Below are 26520 nucleotides of genomic sequence, written 5' to 3' on the forward strand. Positions count from 1 at the left end.
TTATAACTCCAGTATTGTTAAAATTATTAATCGTGGATTTATTATTAGCACCGCCTTCGAAAAAAACTCCTTTATCGCTTGAAGCTATAGTTCCACTGTTATCAAACTGATCCACAGTGAGAATTCCTGAGTTTTTATTTCCCCAAACTCCCATATAAATTTGACCATTAACTTGACCTATATTTTCAAAGGTATTGACAGTGATGGTTCCTGTGAGGTTATCTTGGCTATTTTGTATGGCTACTTTACCATTGATGGTTCCATTATTGGTAAGATTTGCAAGAGTAAGAGTATTGCCATTGTTAGTAGAAGCATAAATAATATTACCCGTATTACCTATACTACCTAAAGTTCCACCTGATCGAATTATTATGGTATGTGGACCTGAATCGGAAATGTTGATTGTGCTAGTTTCTGAACTACTTACAGTTGTATTGATTCTAGCTTGAGGACTATACATACTGGCTGATCTAGCTTTAGTATTTTTATTTGCTTCATCATAAGTTTTTATTTCAGAATTTAATGTAGCATTAGCACAACTCGCTAAGAAAGAAATAGTAGCTAAAGATAAAACTATCTTTTTAGAATTTAAATGGGATTTTCCAATCCCCCCCCCCGTAGACACCTTACTTGAAATAATATTTTTACTCAAATATTTTTCTCCTTCCTTATTTAAAATGATTTATTTTGAAATTAATTTCATATTTTTTATTTTTTAATAATAATATAAAATATAAAAATAAAATAGTGGAATAATAAAATATTTAAACTTAAAGTATAATTAAATACTGATTATTATATAATTATAAAATTTCAATTTAAATTTTATTTTATATAAAAAAATTAATTTAATGAGAGTAAATTTGTATGAAATGTTGTAAATATTTTTGTGGTATTTTTAATTAATTTATATCAATTAAAGCTAGCCTGTAAATTCAGTAGCTTCATAGCCTATAGGTTTATCTACAAAACAAGATTTTTCTTTTAAAAATATAACCTCTATAGTTCCGACCGGTCCATTTCTATTTTTTCCAACAATAATTTCAGCATTTTCTTGCATAGGATTTGGTATAAAAAGCCTTTGATAAGCTTTGCCTTCAGCTTTAGCTTTATTCTCTCTTTCTTTTTCTTCTTGCTCCCTATAAACCTCATCGCGATATACAAATAAAATAGCATCCGCATCTTGCTCTATAGCTCCACTTTCTCGCAAATCACTCATCAAAGGACGCTTATTTGCTCTTTGCTCTAAACCACGATTAAGTTGTGAAAGTGCGATAATCGGCATATCAAGCTCCCTAGCCAAAAGCTTAAGTCCTCTTGAAATTTCACTCACTTGCAAATGCCTATCATTAAAATTTGAATTACTCATCATAAGCCCTATATAGTCAATCACACAAAGTCCTACACTTTCATCTTGAGATTTTAAACGCCTTAAAATAGCCCTTACATCAGCAATAGTTGCATAACCACTATCGTAAATATATAATTTCTTTTGACTATAATCATTACAAGCATCTCCTAAACGCTCCCATTCATCATCATTTAAATCCGCAGTTAAAATTCTTTGTAAAGGGATAGAAGTTTTTGAAGAAAGCATTCTTTGCATGATTTGAGTTGCGGGCATTTCAAGAGAAAACAAAGCCACACCTTTATTTTGTCTTAAAACTTTATCAATGAAATTTAAACAAAGGGTTGTTTTTCCCATACCTGGGCGCGCAGCGATTATTATAAGCTCACCTCCTTTAAAACCTTTTGTCATTTTATTTAAACCCTCAAAACCTGTATCAAGGCCTATGATATTTTTATTTTCTAAAGTTTTTTGCTTTTTAAATTCTTCAAAAAGTTCTGATATTACTATATTAACATCTTTAATATCTCTAAAATTTACACGATTTGTAATGCTAAAAATTTCTTTACCAATTTCATCTGCGATTTCACTTACGGCACGATTTTCATTAATACGAGCTGGTAAAAGATGTGCAAAACTCAAAAGTTGTCTTTTGATGGACTTTTCGCGAAGTTCATTTACATAAGCAGGCAAATCTATCATAGAAGGAGTGGCAAGAATTTCTGCTAAAATCTCTTCATCTATTTTTTTATGTTTTTTTAAAAAACTTATAGAAATAGGCTCTTTGTTGTTGCTACAAGCTATAATTGCTTTAAAAATATCTTCATGAGCTTTAAGACTAAAATCTTTCGGACTAATATCACCTGCTATACTAGCGTAAGCTTCTTCACTCATGATGCAACTGCTTAAAATAGCTCGCTCTAAATCCAAGTCATAATACTCTTGTTGCACTAAATTTCCTTATAAATATAAATAGTTTTAAAAATTTTATCCAAAAAAACTTAAAATTATAAACTTTAATTTTTTATAAATATTTAAAGTAATATTAGTTACAATTATAATCACAACATTTATTTTATTAGGAGAACACTTGAAAAAACATTTATTTTCATGTATTTTAGCTTCCATCTTAGCCCAGTCAGCTATGGCTGTAGATTTTCAAGAAGGTTTTAGTGGAAATTTAAGTATAGGTGTAGGTGCAAGAGATATTAAAAGCAATATTTCAACTTTAGCGGATAGCGATTACTTGGGTGGTTATGATGCTGATAATTCGGACTCTTCTTTTATTCCTTTTATCGGCGTAGAACTTTACTATGGCAACCTTATAGACAATGATAGAGTTTTTATTAAAAACTACAATGGAAGAGATATCAGCGGTATAGCTTTAGGTTACGAAAAAGCTTATTTAGAGCGTTTTAGCACTTCTTTTTCTGTAATCTCTTCTTTAAGGGAAAAAGCTTATGCAAATCCTTATCAAATAGGTAATAGAGAAGAAACTGATGTTGATAGATATGGTTTTAAAATCTCTCAACTTTACGAAAGTGATTTAGGAAAATTTACAGCTTCATATTTATTTAGCAAAAACAAATATGATAAAGACGCAGTTGAGTACAACTCTTTAAAAAGAGAGGGGTATTATCACGAGTTTGAATTAAATTACAATTATAGTTTGTTAAATTTAGGACTAAGCTATGATTATAATGATGCAGATGGAAAAGCTCAAAGTTACTCAAGATATGGTTTAAGCATGGGAGCAAATTTAGCTTTTGCCAATGACTATATCTTCACCCCAAATTTAAGTCTTAGCAAATATGAAGCAGTAGGAACAGATCCTATCTTCCACAAAAAACAAGACGGTAATATAGTTAAGCTTAATCTAAAAGTTGTTAAAAATCAATTTTTGGGCTATAACGGACTTTATGGTTTTGCAAATTATGGTATAGAAAAAAGAAATAGCGATATAGGATTTTATGATGAAACCTATCAAGTTGTTTTAACTGGAATAGGATATAAATTCTAAAAAATTATAAAAAAAGCTCCTTTGATAAAATTTAAAAAAGATCTATCCACTATAAAGATAGATCTTTAAAAATCCTTTTAAGAAAAATCCAAGCTAAAATCAAAACACAAAATTCAGCAAAAAATGGACTTAACCATACTCCATTTAAACCTATAAAATAAGATAAAAGCAAAAGAAAAAATAAAGGCATGAATAAATTTTGCATTAAGCTTAAAACCAAAGAAAAACTTGCTTTATTAAAAGCTGTCAAAAAAGAACCACTTAGGACATTAAACCATGCAAAAAGATAATTAAAAGCAAAAAGCATCAAAGCTGTATAAGCAAAAGTTTTAAATTCTTGATCATTTTCTTTTGCAAAAAGTGCTATCAAATTTTCTCCAAATATCAATATAGATACTATAGAAAATAAAGATAAAATTCCTCCCGCAAAAAATACCACTTTTATAATAGCTTTAATCCTTAAAAAATCTTTTTTAGCATAATTATAACTAAGTGCAGGTTGCATCGCATCCCCCATAGCAATAATAAGCATTATAATAAAACTATCAATATATAAAATAATGGAAAAAGCTGCCACGGCTTGAGTAGTAGAAATTTTTAACAAAACAAAATTTGCAAAAATACTATACAAAGAACCCGAAACATTGCCAAAAAACTCGCTACTTCCATTATAAAGAATATTTTTAAAAATTCTCAAATTTATATATAAACTTGAAAATTTAAGCTCTAAATTTTGAAATAAAAAAGGAATAATTCCAAAAATACCGCTTAAAACAATTCCTAAACAAGTTGCAAGAGCTACCGAAAACAAGCCCCAACCAAATACAACTATAAAAAGATAATCAAATACAATATTACTTAAAGCTATGATTATGTTCATAATCATACTATAGGTTGTTTTTCCACAAATTCTTAAATAATTATCCAAGGCAAAAGAAAGCATGGTAAAAGGCGCAAATAAAGCAAAAACAAACATACATTCTTTAGCCATAGTTTTAATCTCATCGCTAACATTTAGACAATCAATCAAAACAGGTCCTAAAAAATACTCCAAAATTCCAATAAAACAAGAGATTAGAAAAATAATCAATATACTAGAACTAAATATCTTTCTAGCTAAATTCTTCTTGCCTAAACCCAAATGCATAGAAATTTGCACTGCTGAACCTATAGCTATCATATCAGCCAAAGCAAAAGACATCATAATAAAGGGAATAATCAAGGCTAGTGCCGCTAAAGCATCACTTCCTAGATATTTTCCAACAAAAATTCCATCAACTATATAATAAAAAGAAATAAAGGCCATGCTTATGACATTTGGCACGGCACATTTTATAAAAAGCCTAAAAGGGCTTAAAGTGCTAAAAATATTTGACATACAAATCCTTTAAAAATATTAAAATAAAATATTTTTAAAGACGCTAGTAGAGTGCTTGAAGTCCTAAAATATAGAAATTTAAACGATAAGTTCTTATTGTTGTTTTTGTATTAGTTTTATTTTGCATTTTCATAGATTTAAATTAAAATAATAAGAATTATAAAATTTACTTATTAATAAGTCAAATTTAGCCCAAAGGCTAAATTTTAAAGCACGGAAAGAATTTTTACAGCGTCATTTAACCCTGTAACTATACTTGCTCCATTTTTAGTAGCAATATCTCCTGCTACAAAGATACCTTTAACATTGCTTTGTTTATTTTCATCCATTAAAGGCACGCCTTTATCATCAATATTAATCCCGCATTTTTGTAAAAAATCAAGTGGAGTAGAACCACCAATAGCATAAATGATTCTATCATAAATATCGCTTGTACCATCGGTAAAATTTACCTTAGCCTTGCCACTATCATCTTCTATCTCATTAATGTCAATTCCTAGTTTTAACTCTACTTTACCCGAATTTCCAGCTTCGTGAATATCTTTAAGATTTATATCATTTAATCTTGTAAATTCTTTTTTACGATAACAAAGGCTAACTTGATTTGAATTTGCCAAATCCACAGCGTATTCTGCTGCTGAATTTCCGCCACCTACAACAAGAATTTTTTCATTTCCCAAAACTGAATTGGCATTAAAATTAATGATTTTTGTTAAAGTCATAGGAAGTTTGTAATCAGGTTTATTAGGTTTACCCATTCTACCTATAGCAACAATAATGTTTTTACACTCATAAACACCTTTAGCTGTACTTACTAAAAAAACTCCATTTTCATTTTTAACGCTCTCAACTTCAGAACCAAATTCAACTTCTATATTGTGCTCTTTTAAAGCGTTTTGAAAAGTTTCTATAGTGCTTTCTTTGGTGCCATCTTCAAAAGGAACATGTCCGTGATTGGTTCCTTCGCATCCCTTATAAGCTTTATCTACTCTTTTGCCATCTTTATAAAATTGCATTAAAGTTTGACAAATGTTATTTGATTTTTCTAGTATCAAAACTTCTTTGTTTTTAAGCTTGGCTTCAACTGCACAGCCTATCCCTGTTGGACCTGCACCTACTACAATTAAATCTATTTTTTTCATTTATATTTACCTTTCAATTCTAAATTTTTTTGTATAATTTATCAAGTTTTTTGTAAATAAAGGATTAAAAATGCGAAATTTGCTTGAAAATATTAAGAAAAATTCTCAAAAACTACTTAACTTAACACCCAAAGATAAAGAAAAAATTATTCTAAAATTAGCTCAAATTTTAAGAGAAAATTTCAAAATTATCCTAGAAGCAAATAAAAAAGATATGGCAAATTTCACAAAAAGCGGAGCAATGAAAGATAGGCTTTTGCTAGATGAAAAACGTATTTTAGCTCTTTGCGAAGGCCTAGAAAAAATCGCTTACATCGAAGATCCTATAGGCAAAATTTCTAAAGGCTGGAAAAATTATGCGGGTTTGAGCATACAAAAGATGAGCATTCCTTTAGGACTCATTTGTGTTATTTATGAAGCAAGGCCTAGTCTTAGCGCTGAAATCGCAGCTTTAATGATAAAAAGTTCCAATACTTGTGTATTTAAAGGCGGAAGTGAAGCAAAATTTACAAATGAGGCTATATTTACTCTTGTTAATAAAGTACTTAAGGAATTTGATTTGCAAGATTGTTTTGCTATGTTTACCCAAAGAGATGAAATCTTGCAAATTCTAGCCTTTGATGATTTAATCGATGTGATCATACCTCGCGGAAGTTCAAATATGATACAAGAAATTGCAAACAATACCAAAATTCCTCTCATTAAGCAAAATAAAGGCTTGTGTCATGCTTTTGTAGATCAAAGTGCTAACTTAGATATGGCTTTAAAAATAATCCTTAATGCAAAGTGTCAAAGAGTAAGTGTTTGTAACGCTTTAGAAACGCTTTTAATCCATGAAAAAATTGCTAAAAATTTTATAAGTCTTTTAATACCTGAATTTGAAAAATTTAAGGTAAAAATTCACGCCCATGAAAATGCTTTGACTTATTTTAACAACTCAAATTTAGAAATTTTTAAAGCAAATGAAAATACCTTTGATACAGAATGGCTTGATTTTGCTTTAAGTGTAAAATTAGTAAAAGATTGCGATGAAGCTATAGAACATATCAATAAACACAGCTCCTTGCATTCTGAAACCATTATCTCAAATGATGCTTCAAATATCGCTAAATTTCAACGCCTTATAAACTCATCTTGTATTTATGCTAATGCTTCAACGCGTTTTAGCGATGGAGGAGAATTTGGCTTTGGTGGAGAAGTTGGAATTTCAACCAGCAAATTGCATGCAAGAGGTCCTATGGGGATTGAAGATATTTGCACTTATAAATATATAATCAATGGGGAAGGACAAATTCGAGAGTGAATAAAATAGAAATACTAAAGCAACACTTTAAAGAAATTGCTAAATTAAATTCAAGCGAACAAGTTTGGCAAATGCCTTTTTTTGCGGCTTTAGGCGTGGGTATAGTTTTAGGGCTTAGTGTATTTTTTGGAAAATTAAACTATGGACTCATTGCCATGATAGGAGCTTTGTCTTTTTTATATGTTCCAAACACTCCTTTATATCATAGAATGGCTGTTGTAATGTGCTGTTCTTTTGGCATAGTTTCTAGTTTTTTCTTAGGAATTTTAACTCATTTTTTGCCTGCAATTTTTGCCTTCATCCCTATAGGAATTATGGCCATGGGAAGTTCTATTTTAATTAGATACTATAACATTGGTGCACCTGGATATTTTTTCTTTGTATTTTCTTGTATTTTAGGAGCTTATTCTCCTTTTGAAGCTAAGGATTTTATCTTTTTAGTAGGTCTTGTTTTTCTTGGAGCAATGGTAGCTAATTTAATGGCTTTGTTATATTCTATCGTTGTGATTTATGGATTTAAAAATGCTTTACCTAGCGAAATTCCACCTAGAGAATACATAGGTTTTGATGCAGTTTTTGTGGATTCTTTGATCATGGGTTCTTTTGTGGCTTTTTCTATATTTATAGGAACTTTTTTAGAACTTGAAAGAAGTTATTGGATAGCCATTTCTTGCACAGCTATTATGCAAGGTGTAACTTTAAATTCTATATGGATTAAACAAATTCAACGCATCATAGGAACGGCCTTAGGAGTATGTTTTGCATGGTGGCTTTTATCTAAACAATTTCACGATATAGAGCTTATTTTACTTATGATGTCTTTGTTTTTTATAGGACAATTTTTAATCAATCGAAACTATGCTTTAGCTATGATTTTCTTTACTCCTTATGCTACTTATCTTTCAGAAGCAGCTAATTTTATGAGTGAAAATGCAGATAAATTAATACTCGCTCGTTTAATTGATGTTGTAATAGGAAGCATTTTAGGGCTTTTAGGTGGTTTTGTGATTTACAAACCTTATCTAAGAGTGCATTTTGAACGCATTGCAAAATACATCTTTAGGATAAAACAAAAAGCTTAAAAGCCAAATAAAGCACAAGCATTATCCCCTAAAATTTGCTCTTGTTCTTTTCTAGATACGACAACTTCATTAAAAGCCACTAGAGCCGATGAAAAATTAATTTTTGCTTCAAAATTTGTATGTGGCCAATCGCTTCCAAAAACAAAATTGCTAAGTGGAAAATGTTCTTTTAAAATTTCATATATTTTCTTTGCAAATTTTACAGCTTGTTCATTATTAGCATAGTCTATTTTTGCTCTATAAAAACCGCTAATTTTAAAAAATATTCTAGAGTTTTTTAAGCAAATTAAATCCTCTAAATTTGTTAAGTTTGCATTAGCTCTTGCTAAATGATCGATAACAATATTACAACCATAAGGAATTAAATTTTCAACAATATCAACAAGATTATTATCTAAATCTCTTTGAATTTCTATTTGCATTTTAAGCTTACTTAAATTTTCAAAAAATTGAGTCCAAACCATACTTTTAAAATTTGGCAATTCTTTGCCAATTAAATTTAATCTAACTCCACAAGCTTTTCTTTCTTTTAGTTTTTTAAGCTCATCAAATTTAATATTTTCATCAACCACAACTATAGCTTTTATATTTTCATCTTTTTCTATACTCTGAAGCAAAAATTCATTATCAATACCTAAAAAACTTGGCTGAACTAAAACCCCTTTATTAAAATCATAATGATCTAAATTTGCTTTATAATCTTTAAAACTAGCGTCATAATCAGGCTTATATCTTGCATTTGCAACCGTATTTAACTTTTTCAAAAATATATGTGCGTGAGTATCAATCTTCATTAAATTATCCTTATAAAATAAAACTCATTATAATAGTAGCTAAAATCGCCGCCATAAATCCTATTGGCACAGCTTTAATAAGTAAATCTTTAAATAATTTTTCCTTATATTTATCAGGACAAGATCCTAAAATTAAACTTCCTCCAGAAGAAAAAGGAGAAATAGCAGAAGCTTGGGCCCCTACGACAATACAAGAAAAAAGCAATGCCTCGCTTAATCCACTGCTTGCAGCGATGCTTGGAACTATAGGAAAAAGTGCTGGAGTAACCACACCCAAAGTACTTGAAAAAAGCGACATAAAAGCTGCAATAGCACACATTATTAACGGAATAAAAATCACATTGATCTCATTTTCTACAAGATCTGAAAATAATTTTATAGCTCCCGCTTCAACCGCTATACTAATTAACATCCCTACTCCACAAATCATTATCAAGGTTCCCCAAGGAATTAAAGCAACAACTTGTTTCTCATCGGCTAATTTTAAAAATAAAGCAATGGCAACAAAAATCATGGCTATCATAGCTATATCTATTTTTTTATTAAAATAACTAATTGTCTCATTATGCGGAAAAATAATATTTAGCACAGGAAAGATTAAAACAACAATAATCATCATAAACATGAGAATTAAAGTAGTTTTTTGTTTATAATCAAATGGATCAGGTTTTGAAATAACACTGGTTTGCATCTTATTTTTAAAAGCATTAAACACAAAAAAAGATAATACCACAATAGGTAAAATTATAGTAAAAGCAAAAATAATACTAGAATTTATAAAAGCTTCATTTGCTTCAATTCCTGAATTTTGCATCAATCCTCGAAAAATAATCCCACTTTGAGAAGTCATAAAATTTGCTCCTCCTAAAGCACCATAGTTTATGGCCATAGCTCCGGCAATTTTACTTAAACCGATTTTATCGCAAAGCAAAAAAGTAAGGGGTGCCATAAAAGCCAAAACCGTATAAAAACCCGCTCCTAAAGCAGCTATAATAGCACTAACCACAAAAATAACAAAAGGAAGTAAATAAGGATGATTAGCAAAACGATACATCAAATGTCCAGCTAATTTTTCAAGAGTTCCATTTACGGTTGCAAAATTATAAAACAATGAAACAGCAAAAATAACAAAAAATATAGAAATAGGCCAAAAAGCTATGATTTTTTTAGGAGCTAAATCCATAAAAAAGGCTCCTATAATATAAGCAAAAATCATAGCAAAAATTCCAACATTATGTCTAGTAATATAGCCTAAAATGATGGCTACTATAATACTAGAGATGATTAAAAAAACCATTATCATCCTTTAAAATATTATAGGGCTTATGATATCAAAAAATATATTTTTCAAAGCATAAAAACAAAATCTAAAATTTAAAAAATATCTATTTAGTAACAAATTTACTCATCTTATAAAATATTTTACAGAATATCTTGAATTATAACAAGCAAAAACCCTTTTTAGGCAAAAAAACAATACTATAATCCCATCTAAAAATATTTGAAAATAGAAAGAATATTCTCATAAGCTCATCTTTATAGTATGGAATTAAAACGCTACAGAAAAGTCAAGTTTAAAAATTTGAAAAATACCTTGAAGAATAAAATAAAGAAAATAAAAAATTATATAAATTTAAAAAGCTTTGGAATACTCCAAAAGCTTTTTTTTGTATTATTTGTTCGCTCTTTCTATATACTCACCACGCACAGTATCAACGCGTATAACTTCACCTTCTAACACATGAAAAGGAATTTGCACTACTGCGCCTGTTTCCAATGTAGCCGGTTTTTTATTTGATCCTTGAGTATCACCCTTAAAATTTGGAGCTGTTTCGATGATTTTGAGTTCAACAACTTGTGGAACTTCTACGCCGATAGCTTTACCATTATGGAAAAGCACATCTACCATCATACCATCAAGCATCCATTTTTTCGCCTCACCTACATCATCATCACTAATAGCTACTTGTTCATATGTTTGCGTATCCATAAATTGGCAATTTTCACCATCATCATAAAGATACTGCATAGTTTTATCTTCTAAATTTGGAGCTTCACATTTATCACCTGCATGGAAAGTTTTTTCAAGTACTTTACCATCAATAAAAGATTTGATTTTAATACGCACAAAAGCAGGACCTTTGCCTGGTTTTACATGCTGATACTCAACTATTTTAAAAGGAATTCCATCGATTTCTATTTTAAGTCCCTTTTTTAAATCACCCATTGAATAAGATGCCATAAATTTCCTTTGTTAAAAAATAAAAAACAATTTTATCAAATTTTGATTGATATCACAATAAAATTATTTTATTTGATGAAAAAATAAGTAAAATTACGTTAAAATCCAAATTTAAAGCATAGTAAATGCTCGCTTCTTTTTAGGAGAGGAAAGTCCGAGCTGCTAAAGACAAACATTCCATCTAACAGATGGCTAGGGTAACCTAAGGGATAGTGCAACAGAAAGAAAACTACCACGCAAGTGGAAAAGGTGAAACGGCGGGGTAAAAGCCCACCAGCGATTTTGGTAACAATTTCGGCTATGTAAACCCAATGTGCAGCAAGAAGGGATGGTTAGCGTCTTTGTTTTAACCCTTCGCTTGATTTTGTTTGCAAAAACAAAACTAGATAAATGAGCATTCAAGACAGAACTCGGCTTATCGCTATGCTTTTTTAAGATTTAAAATATGTCAACGCTTTTTGAAATTTTTGAATTTCAACAGCTTTTGTTTTTTTCTTTTGTTCAATCAGTATAACAGCTTCTTGCAAAAGAGCTTGAACTTGATAAAATACATCATTTGCATTTTCTTTTAAAAAATCTTCTGAAGGCGATTCTTTGGCTAAATTTTTAATAAAAGCTTTCATATCAAGTTCATCAAGTAAATTTTCAAGTTTATTAACATCTTCTTGGATTAATGCAAGTTTAAAATCACTGAGCCACTGTTTCATTGTTATGCACTTCTCTCCAAGCTTCTAGCAAACCTTTGGTTACATTTATAACTTCATTGATTCTATCTTCGTTATTTTCTAAATTTGCCAAAGATAAAAGTTGAATTTCTCTTGTATAAAGCCCGCTTAAATAATGTGCCACTTCTCCGCCTTTTTCATAGTTTAAAGTATTAATAAGCTCTATAAAAATAGCCGTGGTTCTTTTTACAAAATACACTCTTTGTTCTATATCTTCATTTCTTATGGCTACTTTAGCTCTTGCACAAAAACGCAAAATTCCCTCATAAAGCATTTCAATAAGTTTTTGCGGAGACTCTATCCCCACTTGATTTTGAGAATAAGCATTATAGGCTAAATTATTTTGCATCTTTTTTATCCTTAATTATTAGAATTGTTTGCCGCATTAATCATATTAGTTACAGTATTTAGCTGTTGATTGAGTTTATTTAAAATACTCTCATATTGCAACCATTGATTCGCCATTGTATCGTATCTTGTATCAATCATAGCCTGAGTTGAGTCTTTAGAGGTATTTAATGATTTAATATCATTTGTCAAACTCTCATCATATTTTGTAATTGAACCATCTTTTCCAGTCATCTCTTGCAACGTGGCTTTTAATTTTGAAAAAATACCTTTACCTTCTATAGGCTTAGAGGTTATATTTACATCAGACAAACCTAATTCCTTGAGAATGCTAGCATTTCCTTTGATTGAAAAATCCGAACTACCATCTCCACTAAAATTCAACCTAAACCCTGTAACATTGTTTTGATTATAGGATTCAACCTTAACTTTTAAGCCTTCAATACCTTTACTGTTTATATGATTAGCTAAATTTTGAAGCAATTCTTCCTCTGTTTTCCCTGTTAATTTAAAATTAGTACCATCAGAATTTTTAGATAAATCATATGTTTGATTATTAAAAACTATAGTAAAATCTCCTGGTTTAAATTCTAAACCATTAGTATTACCTCCATTGGAATTAAGATATTTACTTAAACTTCCTGTCTTAATTACCTCTCCTGTGTGATTAATGTCTTCGTATTTAGTAATATTTGAAAAAAAACTTTCAGTAGAGTCTGGATCTTCTTTAACTTTTTGTTCAAATTTAGAAGAATCAAAACTCAAAGTGCCTGCATCATTTAAACTTAAGCCAAAATCCTGCATAGAAAGCATAACCTTAGTGTTTACTTTATTACCATTTGCATCTTCAGTAGTTCCATCAACAACTTGAGAATCAAACAAATCAGCAAGAATGCTTGAGCGTATTGAATTTACTTCACTGATGCCTTGTAAAGTTCCTTTTGTTCCAGTTTCACTATTATAGTCAGTTGCAGCATTAAGATTGGTTACTAAATCATTATAAGCATCCACCAAATCTTGCATGGCTTTTGTCACACCTTCAAAATCTTGCTGTACATCAAAATTAATTTCACCTGTTTTATTTAAAGTTAAAGTCATTCCTACACCAAGATCGGTAACAGTATTACTTGATCTAAACATCTTAATACCATCAAGTGTGAATTCTGCATTTTGCGCAGTTTGGATATGCAAAGAAGCATCCTTAATACCATAACCTTTTTTATCCTTAGCTGGATCAATAGAACTCGTTGTATCTAATTCCCATCCAAGACTTTTGAATATTTTTTCTGCCTCTGAATCACTTTTATACTGACCCTGCGCATCTTTTTTTCCTGCATAGAAACTTATCGCACTGTCTTCGCCTGTTTCTTTACTGGTTAAAGTTAAGCGGTAAGGAGTGCCTTTCTCTCCTGTGTTTACAATCTTAGCGACAATCTCTCCTCCACTAGCTTCATTAATTTTATCAGCTAAATCTCTATAGGTTGTGTTTTTATCTACCGTAACAGTATATTCTTTGCCATTTGAAAAAAAAGTAAGATCGGCAGTTCCATTTAATTGTGCATTAACAAAACCACCATCATTTGCCAATCCTTGACTTTGATATACATCTTTTTGTGCAAGTTGAGTAACATTGATATTCATGCTTTGTAAAGCAACACCCGAATTAACTGTAAGACTTGCTGGAGGATTATCGCTAATACTTCCTACAACTTTTCTTTTCGCAAAAACCGTAGCATCGGCTAATGATGAAACAGCCGTCTGAAAACTTAGTAATTTAGTTTTGATTTCTGTTAAATCTTTTTGTTTGGTTGTATTTTCTTCAATTTTTTTAGTATAAGGATCAATACGAGCTTTTTGCTCTGCTTCTTTTAATTTATCTATAGTATCTTGAGTTAAAACCCCAGAACCAAATCCTAAACTAGATAGACTACCAAATGCCATTTTTAACTCTCCTTATCAAATATCATTCCTATCACATCCCTAAAATACTCAGCTAATCTCATAGCTTCTTCACTAGGAATTTGACGGATTTCCCTTCCAGTGCTTTTTTCAGTCACGCTAATATACATAGAACCGATTTTATCACTATAACCAAAACGAACATTGGTATCTAGAGAATCCATTTGCTCATTTAACTTTTTTGTAATATCAGCCAACTTTTCACTCACACCTCGTTGCTGTCCATCATCGCCTTCTTGGCCTTGACTTCTATCGGTTTGAATGTTTAAACTAGCCTGTGTCTCACTTGTTCTTTGGCTAATGTTTGCCAAAGCTGTATCCATTTGCCCATTTGCCTTCGATATTTCCATTTTAAAATCCTTTTTAAAATTTCCTATTGCTAGTTAAAAGCTTATATCGACAAATTTATAAATTTATGAACACCTATAAAGAAAATTTTATTTTTCAATAATAAAAAAATAATAAGCAAAAACTGTGCCAAAATTTTAAAATAAATCTCAATTATCTTAAAAAATTTCAAATTTATTAAAAAGATCTGGATTATTTTCTAAAATATTACGCAAGATCAAATCTTCTATGACGCTTTTAGTGCAATCTGTTTGCTTAGGCCAAGCTCTTAAATAACCCTCAGCTTCACCTTTAGCACTTGCATCTACTCCAAGTCTTTCTTCTTTGATAAAAATATCTCTTTTAGCATCTATATTATTTACCACACGCCAAACAAGCATATAAGAATTTTCAAGCTTATTTTCAGCATCTAAAAACACTAAAATCCTAAAATGTTTTTTAAATTCTAAAAGTTTGTCAAAACTTTGTTCGATTTTTTCTTTTTTATCAAGCAAAATACAAACTATAGGACTTTTACTTTCTTTATAAAATTGCTTTAAATTTAAAAGTTCTACCTTAGTTTTAAAAAGTTCTAGTAATTTTTCATCTTCTAAAATTTCAAGCTCTTCAACTTGTATTTCTTCGCAAGCATCAAGTCCTGCTTTACCCCCAAAACAAGAATTAGGTGAAGCATGATCTAATTGATCGCAAATTCCTTCTGAAATTAAAATTTTCTTTGTATTAAAACGATCTAACATATAAGGAATTAAAGCATCATAATCTTTCAAAGAAGGTGCATTTTTATCCACAAAAATTGCATGCTTAACAAAACTCATTTGCCCTACTCCCCAAAATGCATGCATAATTTGTTGCGCATGAGCGGGATATTTTGCATCGATTTTTGCTAAGATAAGATTATGAAAGACCCCATTTTCAGGCATATTATAATCAATTAAATCAGGTACTGAAGTTTGAAGCAAAGGTAAAAAAATTCTTTCAGTACCAAGTCCCATGATCTTATCTTCTAAAGGAGGCTTTCCTACAACCGTTGCTTGATAGATCGCATCTTTTTTAGCATAAATTTTTTCTACTTTCATCACAGGAAAAAGTTCAGCAGGAGTGTAAAAACCCGTATGATCTCCAAAAGGACCTTCGATTTTAAACTCTTCTAAATCCACATAACCTTCAATAACCACATCACTATCATAAGGTACAAAAATACCATTTTCACAAGGAGTAATTTTTGCAGGAGTTTTTTTAATAAAACCATAAAGTAAAAGTTCAAAAATTCCCTTAGGTAAAGGTGCTTGAGAACACCAAATATAAAGCGGATTGCCACCTATGGCTATACTTACAGGCATTTTTTTAAAACCAGCATTTTTGTATTCGTGATAAAAATTTGCCCCATCTTTATGAATTTGCCAATGTATTAAAAGTTCATTTTTATCACTCATTTGCAAACGATACATTCCAAGATTATTTTGAGTTTTATCTAAATTTTGTGTATAAACTTGCCCCATGGTAATAAATTTACCCGCATCATCTTCCCAAGTTTTTAGTATGGGAAGTTCTTCAAGTGAGTTTAAAATTTCATAATCATACAAGGCTTTATTTTTTTTCAGTCTTTTAGGAGGAATATTTTTAAAACTTAACAAATTCATAAAAAAATCCATTTTTGCTTTAAAACTCGTAGGAATATGAAGCTTGATGAGTTTTGAAATTTCTTCAGCCACCTCTTCATAATCACGTCCAAAAGCTAAATTTAAAGCCTTTTCATTGCAAAAAGTATTCATCAAAACAGGAAATTTATATTGTTTATTTAATTTTTTATCTATAGGATTTTTAAATAATAAAGCCTTCCCTTTTTCTCCTTTTTTAGCTTCTATATAGGCTAAATGAGCGATTTCAAGATCTACATCTACAGGTTCTTCAATTACCCTTAAAAGATCATTTTCTTTTAAAATTTGAATAAATTCTTTCATATCATACTCTCAGCTTTTTTTAAAAGTTCTTTAGCACCTTTAGCAATAAACTCCTTAGCCAAACTCTCTCCAAAACCTTTAAAATCATTCTTTTTAATCATTCTCTTATCTTTTAAAATTTCACTTCCATCGGGTAGTCCAAGTACCGCACGCACACAAATTTCATCTCCTAGGAGTTCTGCGTTAATACCTATAGGAACTTGACAACCTCCTTCTAAAGTAGCAATAAATTCTCTTTCAATGCTTGTTTCAATCAAAGCATTTTCATCATTTAAACATTTTAAAAGTTCTAAAATTTTTTCATCATTTATGCTTTCTATACCTAAAGCTCCTTGAGAAGCCGCAGGAATAAGCTCATCTTTGCTAAATTCATAAACAAAATTCACTTGCTTATCTAAGTTTAAGCGTTTAATTCCCGCCATTGCCAAAATAATCGCATCAAAATCATTATTTTTTAATTTCTCTATACGAGAATTGACATTACCACGCAAAGAAATAATCTCTAAATCAGGTCTTAATAATAAAAGCTGCATCTTGCGTCTAAGACTAGTGGTGCCGATTTTTGCACCTTTTGGCAAAGAAAGAAAATCTTTATAATTTTGACTTAGCATAGCATCATTGCTTTGCTCTCTTTTACTTACCGCTGCCAAAACTAAACCTTGAGGAAAAAAACTAGGCACATCTTTTAAACTATGCACTGCTAAATGTGCTTCTTTTCTTAACATACTTTCTTCAAGTTCTTTTGTAAAAAGTCCTTTACCACCAATTTTTGCCAAAGGAGAATCAAGCAAAACATCACCTTTTGTTTTAAAACCTTCTAAAAGCACTTCAATAGAATGAGTATTTTTTAAAATTTGGGCTACATGCTCACTTTGCCAAAGAGCTAATTGACTTTTTCTTGTTGCGATAATAAGCTTCATTTTCTATCCTCTATAATTTCAACATCAATAATTTCTTCATTAGAATTTTGATACTCTTGCTTAGTGTATTGATATTTTGATTTAGTTATTAATTTCAAAGCAATACCAAAGAAAAATACAAAAATTCCAAAAACACTTGTAATAATCCCTGGAAAAATAAGCAAAAACCCTGCGATAACAAAAGAAAATTGTGTTAACATATCCTTTAAGCCACCCATTTGAAATTCAAGCATATTTTTCCAAAAAATTCCCAATAAAACCGCACCAAAAATCATACTCAAAAGTATGAAAAATAAAAAATTACCAAAACCAAAAAACACTATAAAAAATATACTTGCAATAATTTCAAGTACAAATAAAGGACTTAAACTTAATTTATAATTCATAACACTTTCTTTTTAAGAATTTCCATAAGTTCATCAATTTTTATAAGTTCTTTTATCAAACCTTCTCTTTGGATAAGCTCTATTTCATTATTTTCTAATCCTTTACCAATAACTAACGCATAAGGAAAACCCATAAGTTCAAAATCATTCATTTTAACCCCAAAACGCTCATTTCTATCATCAAGCAAGACTTCTAATCCAAGATTAGTTAAATCCTCATAAAGCTTATTGGCAAATTCTAAAGCCTTTTCATCTTTGATATTGGAAACAATAATTTCAAGCACAAAAGGAGCTAAAGTTTTATTCCAAATACATCCTTTTTCATCATGGTTTGCTTCAATAGCTACAGCCAACAAGCGTGAAACACCTATGCCGTAACATCCCATATAAAAAGGCTGACTTTTGCCATTTTCATCTAAAAAATTTGCATTCATCGCTTTGGAATATTTTTGTCCGAGTTTAAAAATATGCCCTACTTCTATACCTTTGCTTTGTTTTAATTTTGCTCCACATTTAGCACAACAATCCCCTTCTTTAACTTCAATCAAATCTTTAAAACGATCTTTGTTTAAATTTACAACATCAATACCGATTAAATGATAATCTTTTTCATTCGCACCCATAATCATTTGTTTTTCGTTTTCAAGCTCAAAATCTATATAAAAATCTATATCTTTTAATCCTACAAAGCCTATAAAACCAGCTACTAAGCCAGCTTTTTCTAATTCATCTTCACTTGCATCGACTAATTCAAGAGCATTACAAGCATTTTGAGCCTTAACCTCTTGTAAATCATCACTTCCTCTTATAAAAAATACAACTAATTTGCTTTCATTCTCATAAATAGCTTTTTTTACTACTGCTTTAATTGTATAAAAAGCATTAATTTTAAAAAATTGTGCCAAAGAGTCTATGGTTTTTATATTTGGAGTGTGAAATTTACTTGCATAATTTGCCTCAGGACGCTCATCTTGGCAAGTCTTTTTAACTCTTTTTGCTGCTTCAACATTAGCCGCATAGTCACAATTTTCGCAAATTAAAATATCATCTTCCCCATTTTTTGCTAAAACCATAAATTCCTTAGAACCACTTCCACCAATAGCCCCACTATCAGCTTCAACTGCTCTAAAATCAAGCCCCATTCTTTGCAAAATTTGAGAATAAGTTTTATACATAAGCTCGAACTCACGCCCTAAATCCTCTTCATTGGCATGAAAACTATATCCATCTTTCATTAAAAATTCACGACATCTTAAAAGCCCAAATCTAGGCCTTGCTTCATCACGAAATTTAAGTCCAATTTGATATAAATGCAAAGGAAGTTGTTTATAGCTTGTGATTTTGTTTTTTACCAAAGAAAGCATAGCTTCTTCATGTGTTGGACCTAAAACAAATTCATTTTCTTTTCTGTCTTTAAAACGCAAAAGTTCTTTTCCAAAAACATTATAACGCCCACTTTCTTGCCACAAACTTGCAGGAGTGATAAAACTAAGATTTACTTCTTGTGCTCCAGCCTTATCCATTTCTTCTTTAACTATATTTTTAATCTTGTCTAAAACTCTTTTTCCCAAAGGCAAAAAATTATAAAGTCCGCTACCAATTTGTTCTACAAAACCCGCACGCGTTAAAAAAATATGGCTAGGTAAGCTCGCATCTTTTGGCGCTTCTTTTAAACTTGGTGCATAAAATTTAGTAAATCTCATCATTATTCTCCATATCAAATTCACATTTATATTGATTTAAACCTTCAAGATTATTTTGCAAATCAAAAACATAACGCATAGCATTAATCACTGTATCGCTTTGCATTTTACCTTGTAAATGTTTCAAATTCACAGTAGGCGTGTGTAAAAAAGCCTTAAAAACTTGATGAATCAACTTTCTAGCCTCTTCTTTGTCGGATTTTTTCAAGTATCCTTTTTTTAACGCAATTTCAAGTTGTTTATCTGCATATTCTTTAGCTTGCAAGCGTATAGCTTTGATAATAGGCATCAAAGCCAAATCGTTTAAATATCTAAAAAATTCACTTGTTTCACGACCTATTATCCCATAAGCCATACGAGCTTCTTGTTCTCTTAACGCTAAATTTTTTTGAACCACAATCTCAAGATCATCTACGGCAAAAACAGATATATTTTCATTTTCATTGATATCAATATCCCTTGGAACTGCAATATCAAAAAAATACCTTTTATAAGGAAGTTCTTCTATTAAAGCATTTGTAATAATAGCATTTGGTGCATTGGTAGCTGAGAAAAAAAACTCGTATTGATTTAAATATTTTTTTAAATTTTCTAAACTATCATATTCGCTTAAAACACCAAGTCTCTCGCACAAATCTTTGGCTTTTTGTAAATCACGATTTAAAATAATCACTTTAGCACCCGCAGCAATTAAATGTTTTGCTGCAAGTTCCCCCATCTCTCCAGCTCCAATAACAACAGCTTTTTTCTGTGTTAAATCTGCAAGTTCTTTTGCTTTTGCCACAGCAACACTGGACACAGAAATAGGATTTTTAGAAATTTGAGTTTCATTGCGTACCTTAGCAGCACATTTAAAAGCACTATGTACTGCTCGTGAAAGGTGCACTCCGCAAAAATTATTTTTTACGGCAAAAGCAAAGGCATCTTTTAACTGCCCCGCTATCTGAGTTTCTCCAACCACCAAACTATCCAAAGAACTTGCTACGGAAAAAAGATGATGGATTGCTCCACTATCTTCAAAAATATCAGCTTTTTCAAGTAAAATATCTTTATCCACATCACAAAGCAAAGCCAAAGATTTAACAATAAACTCCGCACAGGCCATTTTTACAAAAGCAACAATTTCAACACGATTGCAAGTACTTATAACCAAACATTCTTCAATATTTTCATGAGTGCTAATGATTTTTAAAAACTCACTTTTTTTAGCTTCATTGGAAAAGCTTAACTTTTCCCTTAAGGCAATATCTGTATTTTTATGAGTAAAAGATATACAATAATACATTAAAATTCCCTATCTATCATAGCTTTAATAATATCATTAAGCTTGTTATTATCATATTTTTCAATCGCTTTACTAGCCTTTTTTGCATAAGTTTTAGCTTCTAAAATAGCTTTTTCCAAAGCTTTTTGTTCTTCAAATTTAGTTTTTAGCCACTCTTTTTCATTTTCATTTAAATCTTTTTTAAATAAAGTCTGCAAATATATCCTATCTTGTTCTTGTAAATTTTCATAAAGATAAATATAAGGTAAGGTAGTCTTACCCTCTTTAAAATCATTCATAGCAGGTTTTCCAAGAATTTTTTCATCACTCTTAATATCTAAAATATCATCAATCATCTGAAAAGCGAGTCCTAAATTTTTTCCATATTCTGCAAAATCTTTTTCATATAATCCAGCCAAAATAGCTCCGCATCTCGCACTTGCTTCGATCAAAACAGCTGTTTTATTATAGATCATTTTCAAATAAGCTTCTTTATTGATATTAAATTTCTCTCCCAAATCAACATCCATAAGTTCGCCTATAGCAAGCTTTACAACAGCATCTGAAATAATACTTGCAAATCTAGTATCCATTTTGCTTAATTCATAAAAGGCTTTTGAATACAAAATATCGCCCAACATAAGAGCATTTTTTGTGCCAAATTCAGCATTAACAGATCTTGCTCCACGCCTTAATTCACTCTCATCGATAATATCATCATGCAACAAACTAGCAAGATGTATCAATTCTATAGCTGCGCAAATTTTAAAAGCAATCTCACTCTCATCTGCGATAGCTAATAATAATTTAGAGCGTAATTTCTTTCCTGATTTTACATTTGAAAGCATATTTAAAATAGGTTCATAGCCAAGTTCTTGTAAAAACTGTTTTATTAATTCATCTATTTTTTGCACTATCTTTTCCTTGTTAATTGCTATTATTATTTTCTTTGTTTGTTAATGGTTTTACCTGAGGTTCGTTAAAATTAATCATAGGAACAACCTGATTGTTTTGCGGTGGATTTTGTAAAGCTTTTTTTCTCGGATCTAAAAATTCTACCATTAAACGAGATTCCTTATCTTCTATATAAACTGTAAAAGTTGCCAAACCTTTATTATAAGCACTAAATTCTAAAATCAGTCTTGCTCTATCAATATGTGGATTGGTATAATCAGGTATTAAAGTTTGAGTTACCCAATCTAAATTTCTTCTTAAACTCATCACAAATTGACGCGGATATTTGCGAAATTTCGAATGTACGATGATATTAGTATTATCAAACAAAGTCCAATAAAAATCAAAATTTTGCACCTTATCTTCATAGCCTATTTCTTTAATCTGCACACTAGCTCTCTCATCTTTTTTAAGTATAAATTTATAAGTATAATCAAAAGTTGGTTCAGATGCTAAAACATTGCTAAAAATAAAAAAAATACAAATTAAACAAGGGCTTATTTTAAACAATTTTAGCCTTCGTGTCCTAAAATTTTTGCGCCTAATTCTATATAAATATCATTTTGCCTTTCTTCTATAAAATCACCATTTTCTAATATGAAATTTTTTACATCCATTTCTGTTAAACCTTGTTTTTCTAAAAGTTCTACCATGGCAATATGATCAGCAAAAAATTCCTCAAAAACTTTTTCTAAGACTCCTAAATTTCCATTTTGTATAATTTCTATAAATTTTTCTTTTGGAGTTTTATTAAACATTTCATCAAAAAAATCCATTAATTTTCCTTGAAAATATAAGTTTTTGATTATAAAATTTTAATCGTTAAAAGTAGCTAAATTAAAATAATTAAAATTTAAATTTTATTTGCAATATGTAAAATTTTAGAAGTTAAATTCCGCATGGTGCGGAATTTATTATGAATGTGGTTTTGCTTGAGTGGCGTATTTTACACCCAAATCAAAAGCTTTAGCATTTGCGTCACGAGTTTTTGCAGGAACCATATGAAGCATAGTTTCCTTTAAAACATCTAAATCTATACATTTGCTCATATAAGCAGCAATTGCAAGTGCTACAACTGATTGAGTAGCCACATTTCCTACCTCATCTTTAGCTATGGTAATAATAGGAATTTCAAAAATTTGCCATTTTTTATAATCTTCACTTTCAGGATGTACCAAATTTGGCTCTACAACTATGATGCCTCCTTCTTTTACACCGCCACGAAAACCTTTATAGCCCTTATCTGCAGTCGAAAGCATAAAGTCTATCTCCCCTTCTACAGCATAAGGAAATAAAATTTCTTTATCATCAATGATAATATCCACCTTAGTAGGGCCACCACGCACTTGTGAAGTATAAGTTGAAGCCTTAAAAGCTTGGCGACCTTCTTTAATGGCTGCTTCTGCTAAAATTTCTCCTGCGGTGATAACACCTTGTCCGCCTTCACCGCCAAATCTTAATTGATATTTCATTTTAAAGCTCCTAAATCCACCATTCTTTTTTCTTTGGCTGCACGACGTACTTCTTCATAAGCGTGGCAGTATTCTGGCTGAGAATTATCTTCATGTAAAATTCCTGTTGGAAATTTATCTTTTCTTTCTTCAAAATCCATGCTTTCAAATTTAGCTTTATCCACAACGCGATTTTTAATCCAATCAAGCATAGCTACAGCTTCGCCCATTTTGTTTTTTCTACCTAGATTGATATGACAATTTGAAAAAACATCTACAAAACTATAACCCTTATGCGCTAGAGCCTTATAAATTAAATTTTCAAGCTTATTAGCTTCGATCACATTACCCCTTGCCACAAAAGAAGCTCCTGCAGCTTTAGTTAATTCACACGCATCAAAATTAGGGTCAATATTTCCAAATTGAGCTGTTACTGTATAAAAACCTTTTGGAGTGGTTGGGCTTGTTTGTGAATTCGTAAGTCCATAGATAAAATTATTGATCACAATGTGGGTTAAATCAATATTTCTACGACAACCATGTATGGTATGATTTCCACCAATTGCCAAAGTATCCCCATCTCCACTTACTACAATAACATGTTTACTAGGATTGGCTAATTTAATACCTGTTGCATAGGCTATTGCCCTACCATGAGTTGTATGAACTGTATTGCAATTTACATAAGAACTCATTCTACCACTACAACCTATACCCGAAACAAGACAAACATCATCCATATTCCAACCAAGTTTTTCTATTGCACGGATAATACATTTTAAAACAACGCCATCACCACATCCCCAGCACCACTGAGTAGGCATTTTATCTACTCTTAGATATTCATCATAATTAAAAGCCATTTATATATTCTCCTTTACCTTAGCAATAATTTCACTTGGAGTGATAGGACGACCATTTGCACGGTGCAAGCTAATAAAATCGCGACGCGAAGTTACTCTTTCAATCTCTTCAAGATATTGTCCCATATTAAGCTCGCTTACCATTACTTTTTTAAATTTGCTTACAACTTCAGCGATTTTTTTCTCAGCCACTGGATAAAGAGTAATTGGACGGAAAAGTCCCACTTTAATCCCTTGCTCTCTTAATCTTTGTATAGCTTCTTTTGCTGAACGACTTACGCTTCCATAAGCAATGATTAAAAATTCAGCATCATTAAGCATATACTCTTCATAAGCACAAATATCTTCTTGATTGTTTTTTATTTTACCTATGAGTCTTTCCATATTTTTTTTCACTATAACTCCATCTTCAGTTGGAAAACCTATATCTCCATGATGAAGTCCTGTAACATGATAACGATAACCTGTAAAGAAAGGATTTAAAGTTGCAGGCTCATTTTCTCCTGCTGCATAAGGTTTATAATCCTTTTTGTCTCCTTCAAATTTTTTACGGTTATACACTTTAATATCTTTTAAATCAGGTAAAACCGCTTTACCATTCATGTGCCCTACAGTTTCATCCATAAGTAAAAATACTGGAGTCATATATTTTTCAGCTAAATTAAACGCTCTAATGGTTTCTGTATAAGCTTCTTCAAGACTTGCAGGAGCAATAGCAATGCTTGCAAAATCCCCATGAGTTGGTGCTTTAGCTTGAAACAAATCTCCTTGTGCTACACGAGTTGGAAGACCTGTCGAAGGACCACCTCTCATAACATTTACAATCACAAGTGGAATTTCAGCAATAAATGCAAGTCCTATTTGCTCCGCTTTTAAAGAAATTCCAGGACCGCTACTTGCAGTCATGGATTTTACTCCACTCATTGCCGCACCAATAGCCACACTAATACCTGAAATTTCATCTTCCATTTGTATAAAAGTTCCATCATTTGCAGGAAGCATATGACTTAGCTCGTGAGCTATCTCACTACTAGGGGTAATAGGATAGCCTCCAAAAAATTTACATCCACAATCAATCGCAGCTTTGGCGATTAAAACATTACCTGTTGCTATAACTTCTCTCATTATTTTTCCTATGCTAATTTTTTGTATTTGTTATTTTTTACGGCTACAGCTCTATCTTTAGACTCAGCAGTAAGTTTGGCAAATTTAAATTCATCTCTTTTTGCCACCATAATAGCAAAATCAGGGCAATGTGTCTCACACTCGGTACAGCCTATACAGGATTCAGGGTGTACCACCTCTATCATTTGTCCTAAAACCGCATGCACATCATCGCGCATAGCTAAAACCCCAGCGGGGCAATAGCTAACACAAATATTGCATGCTTTGCATCTATGCTCATCTACCCAAACAGGGGTATCTTTTGGAGCTGTCATACTCATGTTTTTCCTTTATCAACCTAATATTTTTTGAATTTCTTCACCAATTAAAGCCGGAGAATCCACCACATGAATTCCGCAACTTTTCAAAGCTTCTTTTTTAGCTGCAGCACTTTCATCAGCACTTCCTACTATGGCACCTGCATGCCCCATTCTTTTACCTTTTGGAGCAGTTGCACCTGCAATGAATGCTACCACAGGTTTGCTAATATTTTCTTTAATAAATTTAGCCGCTTCCACTTCCAAACTACCACCAATTTCACCTATCATTACAATAGCTTTAGTTTCATCATCTTTTTGGAATTCACTTAAAAGTTCTTTATAAGCAAGACCTATGATAGGATCACCACCAATTCCTACTGCAGTAGAAATTCCATAACCACCTTGAACTACCTGATTAGCAGCTTCATAAGTTAAAGTTCCACTTTTTGAAATAAGCCCCACGCAACCTTTTTTAAAAATAAAACCTGGCATAATACCTAATTTGCATTCTTCAGAAGTGATAATACCTGGACAATTTGGTCCAATGATTTTCATACCCTTTTTATTGGCATATTGCTTAGCAAACATCATATCTTTTACAGGCGTATGCTCGGTGATTACAACTGCAAGCTTAATACCCGCATCAGCTGCTTCAATCACGCTATCACCCACAGCAAAAGCAGGTACAAAGATCAAGCTCACATCAGCCTTTGTTGCTTTAACCACATCTACAACGGTATCAAAAACTGGTTTACCTAAATGAGTTTGTCCGCCTTTATGAGGGGTGACACCTCCAACTATATTTGTACCATAAGCCATGCATTGCTCAGCGTGAAAAGTTGCTTCTTTACCTGTAAAACCTTGAACTATTACTTTTGTATTTTTATTAACCAATATACTCATTT

Annotated in this window: 26 protein-coding genes, 1 other RNA gene and 1 pseudogene; 4 read left to right on the forward strand and 24 right to left on the reverse strand. The window is 31.1% G+C overall.

Translation table 11 applies throughout. From position 1 onward, the window contains the following. Together AJN70_RS06560 and AJN70_RS06565 are read right to left on the reverse strand one after the other, a co-directional pair. Positions 1-652: pseudogene (locus AJN70_RS06560) on the reverse strand (hypothetical protein); the annotation flags it as partial. A 270-nt stretch (positions 653-922) separates the two neighbouring features. Then, positions 923-2299, reverse strand: a complete 1377-nt coding sequence (locus AJN70_RS06565; RefSeq protein ID WP_070284495.1) for a replicative DNA helicase — start codon at positions 2297-2299, stop codon at positions 923-925. 139 nt (positions 2300-2438) lie between these two features. On the opposite strand from AJN70_RS06565, the gene AJN70_RS06570 reads away from it, so the two are divergent. Further along, positions 2439-3368, forward strand: a complete 930-nt coding sequence (locus AJN70_RS06570; protein ID WP_002881020.1) for a DUF2860 family protein — start codon at positions 2439-2441, stop codon at positions 3366-3368. 49 nt (positions 3369-3417) lie between these two features. Here the strand turns inward: AJN70_RS06570 and AJN70_RS06575 are convergent, their stop codons facing one another. Both AJN70_RS06575 and AJN70_RS06580 read right to left on the reverse strand, forming a co-directional pair. Next, positions 3418-4746, reverse strand: a complete 1329-nt coding sequence (locus AJN70_RS06575) for an MATE family efflux transporter (protein ID WP_070295618.1) — start codon at positions 4744-4746, stop codon at positions 3418-3420. Positions 4747-4952: 206 nt separating this feature from the next. Next, a complete protein-coding gene (locus AJN70_RS06580) occupies positions 4953-5888 on the reverse strand; it encodes an NAD(P)-binding domain-containing protein (protein ID WP_070295619.1) in 936 nt (311 codons plus the stop codon). Between the two features lie 70 nt (positions 5889-5958). Between AJN70_RS06580 and AJN70_RS06585 the strand changes: the two genes are divergently transcribed. Next, positions 5959-7191: a glutamate-5-semialdehyde dehydrogenase gene (locus AJN70_RS06585; RefSeq protein ID WP_070295620.1), complete on the forward strand. Its 1233-nt coding sequence runs from the start codon at positions 5959-5961 to the stop codon at positions 7189-7191. Further along, positions 7188-8273, forward strand: a complete 1086-nt coding sequence (locus tag AJN70_RS06590; protein WP_060809780.1) for an FUSC family protein — start codon at positions 7188-7190, stop codon at positions 8271-8273. The genes AJN70_RS06585 and AJN70_RS06590 overlap by 4 nt, the downstream gene beginning before the upstream one ends. On the opposite strand, the gene AJN70_RS06595 is transcribed toward AJN70_RS06590, so the two are convergent. The 3 genes from AJN70_RS06595 to efp all read right to left on the reverse strand — a co-directional run bounded on the left by AJN70_RS06595 (position 8270) and on the right by efp (position 11309). After that, entirely contained in the window at positions 8270-9067 is a 798-nt protein-coding gene (locus AJN70_RS06595) for an amidohydrolase family protein (protein WP_058000771.1), read from the reverse strand. The genes AJN70_RS06590 and AJN70_RS06595 overlap by 4 nt on opposite strands. Before the next feature lie 10 nt (positions 9068-9077). Next, the gene (locus AJN70_RS06600; RefSeq protein ID WP_083262327.1) at positions 9078-10370 is read right to left on the reverse strand and encodes an SLC13 family permease; all 1293 of its coding nucleotides are present in this window, start codon (positions 10368-10370) and stop codon (positions 9078-9080) included. A 369-nt stretch (positions 10371-10739) separates the two neighbouring features. Then, on the reverse strand, positions 10740-11309 hold the full coding sequence (efp, locus tag AJN70_RS06605; protein ID WP_002855210.1) for an elongation factor P: 570 nt from the start codon (positions 11307-11309) through the stop codon (positions 10740-10742). A gap of 113 nt (positions 11310-11422) precedes the next feature. Here efp and rnpB point away from each other — a divergent pair. Then, positions 11423-11743, forward strand: an RNA gene (rnpB, locus tag AJN70_RS06610) — RNase P RNA component class A. Here the strand turns inward: rnpB and AJN70_RS06615 are convergent. The 17 genes from AJN70_RS06615 to sucD all read right to left on the reverse strand — a co-directional run bounded on the left by AJN70_RS06615 (position 11741) and on the right by sucD (position 26518). Further along, positions 11741-12016, reverse strand: coding sequence for a hypothetical protein (locus AJN70_RS06615; RefSeq protein WP_002776186.1), 276 nt, complete (start codon positions 12014-12016; stop codon positions 11741-11743). The two genes, rnpB and AJN70_RS06615, sit on opposite strands and share 3 nt — an antisense overlap. Further along, the gene (gene fliS / locus AJN70_RS06620; RefSeq protein WP_002776169.1) at positions 11997-12383 is read right to left on the reverse strand and encodes a flagellar export chaperone FliS; all 387 of its coding nucleotides are present in this window, start codon (positions 12381-12383) and stop codon (positions 11997-11999) included. The genes AJN70_RS06615 and fliS overlap by 20 nt, the downstream gene beginning before the upstream one ends. An 11-nt stretch (positions 12384-12394) precedes the next feature. Beyond that, complete coding sequence (gene fliD, locus AJN70_RS06625) at positions 12395-14323, reverse strand: flagellar filament capping protein FliD (protein WP_052861520.1); 1929 nt, start codon at positions 14321-14323, stop codon at positions 12395-12397. Between the two features lie 2 nt (positions 14324-14325). Further along, positions 14326-14691 carry a FlaG family protein gene (locus tag AJN70_RS06630; RefSeq protein WP_002776146.1) on the reverse strand — a complete coding sequence of 122 codons (366 nt, stop codon included), beginning with the start codon at positions 14689-14691 and terminating at the stop codon, positions 14326-14328. 156 nt (positions 14692-14847) lie between these two features. Beyond that, positions 14848-16650: a menaquinone biosynthesis decarboxylase gene (locus tag AJN70_RS06635; RefSeq protein WP_070295622.1), complete on the reverse strand. Its 1803-nt coding sequence runs from the start codon at positions 16648-16650 to the stop codon at positions 14848-14850. Continuing rightward, entirely contained in the window at positions 16647-17570 is a 924-nt protein-coding gene (gene hemC / locus AJN70_RS06640) for a hydroxymethylbilane synthase (protein WP_044261284.1), read from the reverse strand. Before hemC ends, AJN70_RS06635 begins: the two co-directional genes overlap by 4 nt. Then, positions 17567-17956 (reverse strand): FxsA family membrane protein, encoded by a 390-nt coding sequence (fxsA, locus tag AJN70_RS06645; RefSeq protein ID WP_052797802.1) that lies wholly within the window; start codon positions 17954-17956, stop codon positions 17567-17569. Before fxsA ends, hemC begins: the two co-directional genes overlap by 4 nt. Continuing rightward, entirely contained in the window at positions 17953-19662 is a 1710-nt protein-coding gene (locus AJN70_RS06650; protein ID WP_079460100.1) for a proline--tRNA ligase, read from the reverse strand. Before AJN70_RS06650 ends, fxsA begins: the two co-directional genes overlap by 4 nt. Next, complete coding sequence (gene hemA / locus AJN70_RS06655; protein ID WP_053872533.1) at positions 19646-20944, reverse strand: glutamyl-tRNA reductase; 1299 nt, start codon at positions 20942-20944, stop codon at positions 19646-19648. Before hemA ends, AJN70_RS06650 begins: the two co-directional genes overlap by 17 nt. After that, a complete protein-coding gene (locus AJN70_RS06660; RefSeq protein ID WP_044779925.1) occupies positions 20944-21837 on the reverse strand; it encodes a hexaprenyl-diphosphate synthase in 894 nt (297 codons plus the stop codon). Before AJN70_RS06660 ends, hemA begins: the two co-directional genes overlap by 1 nt. A gap of 13 nt (positions 21838-21850) precedes the next feature. After that, positions 21851-22387 carry a hypothetical protein gene (locus AJN70_RS06665; protein WP_002870948.1) on the reverse strand — a complete coding sequence of 179 codons (537 nt, stop codon included), beginning with the start codon at positions 22385-22387 and terminating at the stop codon, positions 21851-21853. Positions 22388-22389: 2 nt separating this feature from the next. Continuing rightward, the gene (locus AJN70_RS06670; RefSeq protein ID WP_070295623.1) at positions 22390-22653 is read right to left on the reverse strand and encodes a DUF2018 family protein; all 264 of its coding nucleotides are present in this window, start codon (positions 22651-22653) and stop codon (positions 22390-22392) included. A 138-nt stretch (positions 22654-22791) separates the two neighbouring features. Then, on the reverse strand, positions 22792-23349 hold the full coding sequence (locus tag AJN70_RS06675) for a 2-oxoacid:acceptor oxidoreductase family protein (protein ID WP_002870949.1): 558 nt from the start codon (positions 23347-23349) through the stop codon (positions 22792-22794). Further along, positions 23346-24191 (reverse strand): 2-oxoglutarate ferredoxin oxidoreductase subunit beta, encoded by an 846-nt coding sequence (locus AJN70_RS06680; protein WP_002854895.1) that lies wholly within the window; start codon positions 24189-24191, stop codon positions 23346-23348. The genes AJN70_RS06675 and AJN70_RS06680 overlap by 4 nt, the downstream gene beginning before the upstream one ends. After that, entirely contained in the window at positions 24192-25316 is a 1125-nt protein-coding gene (locus AJN70_RS06685; RefSeq protein ID WP_002921590.1) for a 2-oxoglutarate synthase subunit alpha, read from the reverse strand. Positions 25317-25324: 8 nt separating this feature from the next. After that, positions 25325-25636, reverse strand: a complete 312-nt coding sequence (locus tag AJN70_RS06690) for a 4Fe-4S binding protein (protein ID WP_032599199.1) — start codon at positions 25634-25636, stop codon at positions 25325-25327. 12 nt (positions 25637-25648) lie between these two features. After that, positions 25649-26518 (reverse strand): succinate--CoA ligase subunit alpha, encoded by an 870-nt coding sequence (gene sucD, locus AJN70_RS06695; protein WP_070295624.1) that lies wholly within the window; start codon positions 26516-26518, stop codon positions 25649-25651. Positions 26519-26520: the final 2 nt, after the last annotated feature.

This window comes from Campylobacter sp. BCW_4341 (assembly GCF_001764255.1).
GTDB lineage: Bacteria > Campylobacterota > Campylobacteria > Campylobacterales > Campylobacteraceae > Campylobacter_D > Campylobacter_D jejuni.

What these genes read in the sequence shown, in the direction of transcription:
- AJN70_RS06690 (WP_032599199.1), bottom strand. Translation starts at nt 25,636, where the DNA reads ATGAGTATGACAGCTCCAAAAGATACCCCTGTTTGGGTAGATGAGCAT.
- AJN70_RS06670 (WP_070295623.1), bottom strand. Translation starts at nt 22,653, where the DNA reads ATGGATTTTTTTGATGAAATGTTTAATAAAACTCCAAAAGAAAAATTT.
- AJN70_RS06600 (WP_083262327.1), bottom strand. Translation starts at nt 10,370, where the DNA reads ATGATAATGGTTTTTTTAATCATCTCTAGTATTATAGTAGCCATCATT.
- AJN70_RS06575 (WP_070295618.1), bottom strand. Translation starts at nt 4,746, where the DNA reads ATGTCAAATATTTTTAGCACTTTAAGCCCTTTTAGGCTTTTTATAAAA.
- efp (WP_002855210.1), bottom strand. Translation starts at nt 11,309, where the DNA reads ATGGCATCTTATTCAATGGGTGATTTAAAAAAGGGACTTAAAATAGAA.
- sucD (WP_070295624.1), bottom strand. Translation starts at nt 26,518, where the DNA reads ATGAGTATATTGGTTAATAAAAATACAAAAGTAATAGTTCAAGGTTTT.
- AJN70_RS06615 (WP_002776186.1), bottom strand. Translation starts at nt 12,016, where the DNA reads ATGAAACAGTGGCTCAGTGATTTTAAACTTGCATTAATCCAAGAAGAT.
- AJN70_RS06635 (WP_070295622.1), bottom strand. Translation starts at nt 16,650, where the DNA reads ATGAAAGAATTTATTCAAATTTTAAAAGAAAATGATCTTTTAAGGGTA.
- AJN70_RS06585 (WP_070295620.1), top strand. Translation starts at nt 5,959, where the DNA reads ATGCGAAATTTGCTTGAAAATATTAAGAAAAATTCTCAAAAACTACTT.
- fliD (WP_052861520.1), bottom strand. Translation starts at nt 14,323, where the DNA reads ATGGCATTTGGTAGTCTATCTAGTTTAGGATTTGGTTCTGGGGTTTTA.
- hemA (WP_053872533.1), bottom strand. Translation starts at nt 20,944, where the DNA reads ATGTATTATTGTATATCTTTTACTCATAAAAATACAGATATTGCCTTA.
- AJN70_RS06680 (WP_002854895.1), bottom strand. Translation starts at nt 24,191, where the DNA reads ATGGCTTTTAATTATGATGAATATCTAAGAGTAGATAAAATGCCTACT.
- AJN70_RS06580 (WP_070295619.1), bottom strand. Translation starts at nt 5,888, where the DNA reads ATGAAAAAAATAGATTTAATTGTAGTAGGTGCAGGTCCAACAGGGATA.
- AJN70_RS06630 (WP_002776146.1), bottom strand. Translation starts at nt 14,691, where the DNA reads ATGGAAATATCGAAGGCAAATGGGCAAATGGATACAGCTTTGGCAAAC.
- AJN70_RS06685 (WP_002921590.1), bottom strand. Translation starts at nt 25,316, where the DNA reads ATGAGAGAAGTTATAGCAACAGGTAATGTTTTAATCGCCAAAGCTGCG.
- AJN70_RS06650 (WP_079460100.1), bottom strand. Translation starts at nt 19,662, where the DNA reads ATGATGAGATTTACTAAATTTTATGCACCAAGTTTAAAAGAAGCGCCA.
- AJN70_RS06675 (WP_002870949.1), bottom strand. Translation starts at nt 23,349, where the DNA reads ATGAAATATCAATTAAGATTTGGCGGTGAAGGCGGACAAGGTGTTATC.
- fxsA (WP_052797802.1), bottom strand. Translation starts at nt 17,956, where the DNA reads ATGAATTATAAATTAAGTTTAAGTCCTTTATTTGTACTTGAAATTATT.
- hemC (WP_044261284.1), bottom strand. Translation starts at nt 17,570, where the DNA reads ATGAAGCTTATTATCGCAACAAGAAAAAGTCAATTAGCTCTTTGGCAA.
- fliS (WP_002776169.1), bottom strand. Translation starts at nt 12,383, where the DNA reads ATGCAAAATAATTTAGCCTATAATGCTTATTCTCAAAATCAAGTGGGG.
- AJN70_RS06595 (WP_058000771.1), bottom strand. Translation starts at nt 9,067, where the DNA reads ATGAAGATTGATACTCACGCACATATATTTTTGAAAAAGTTAAATACG.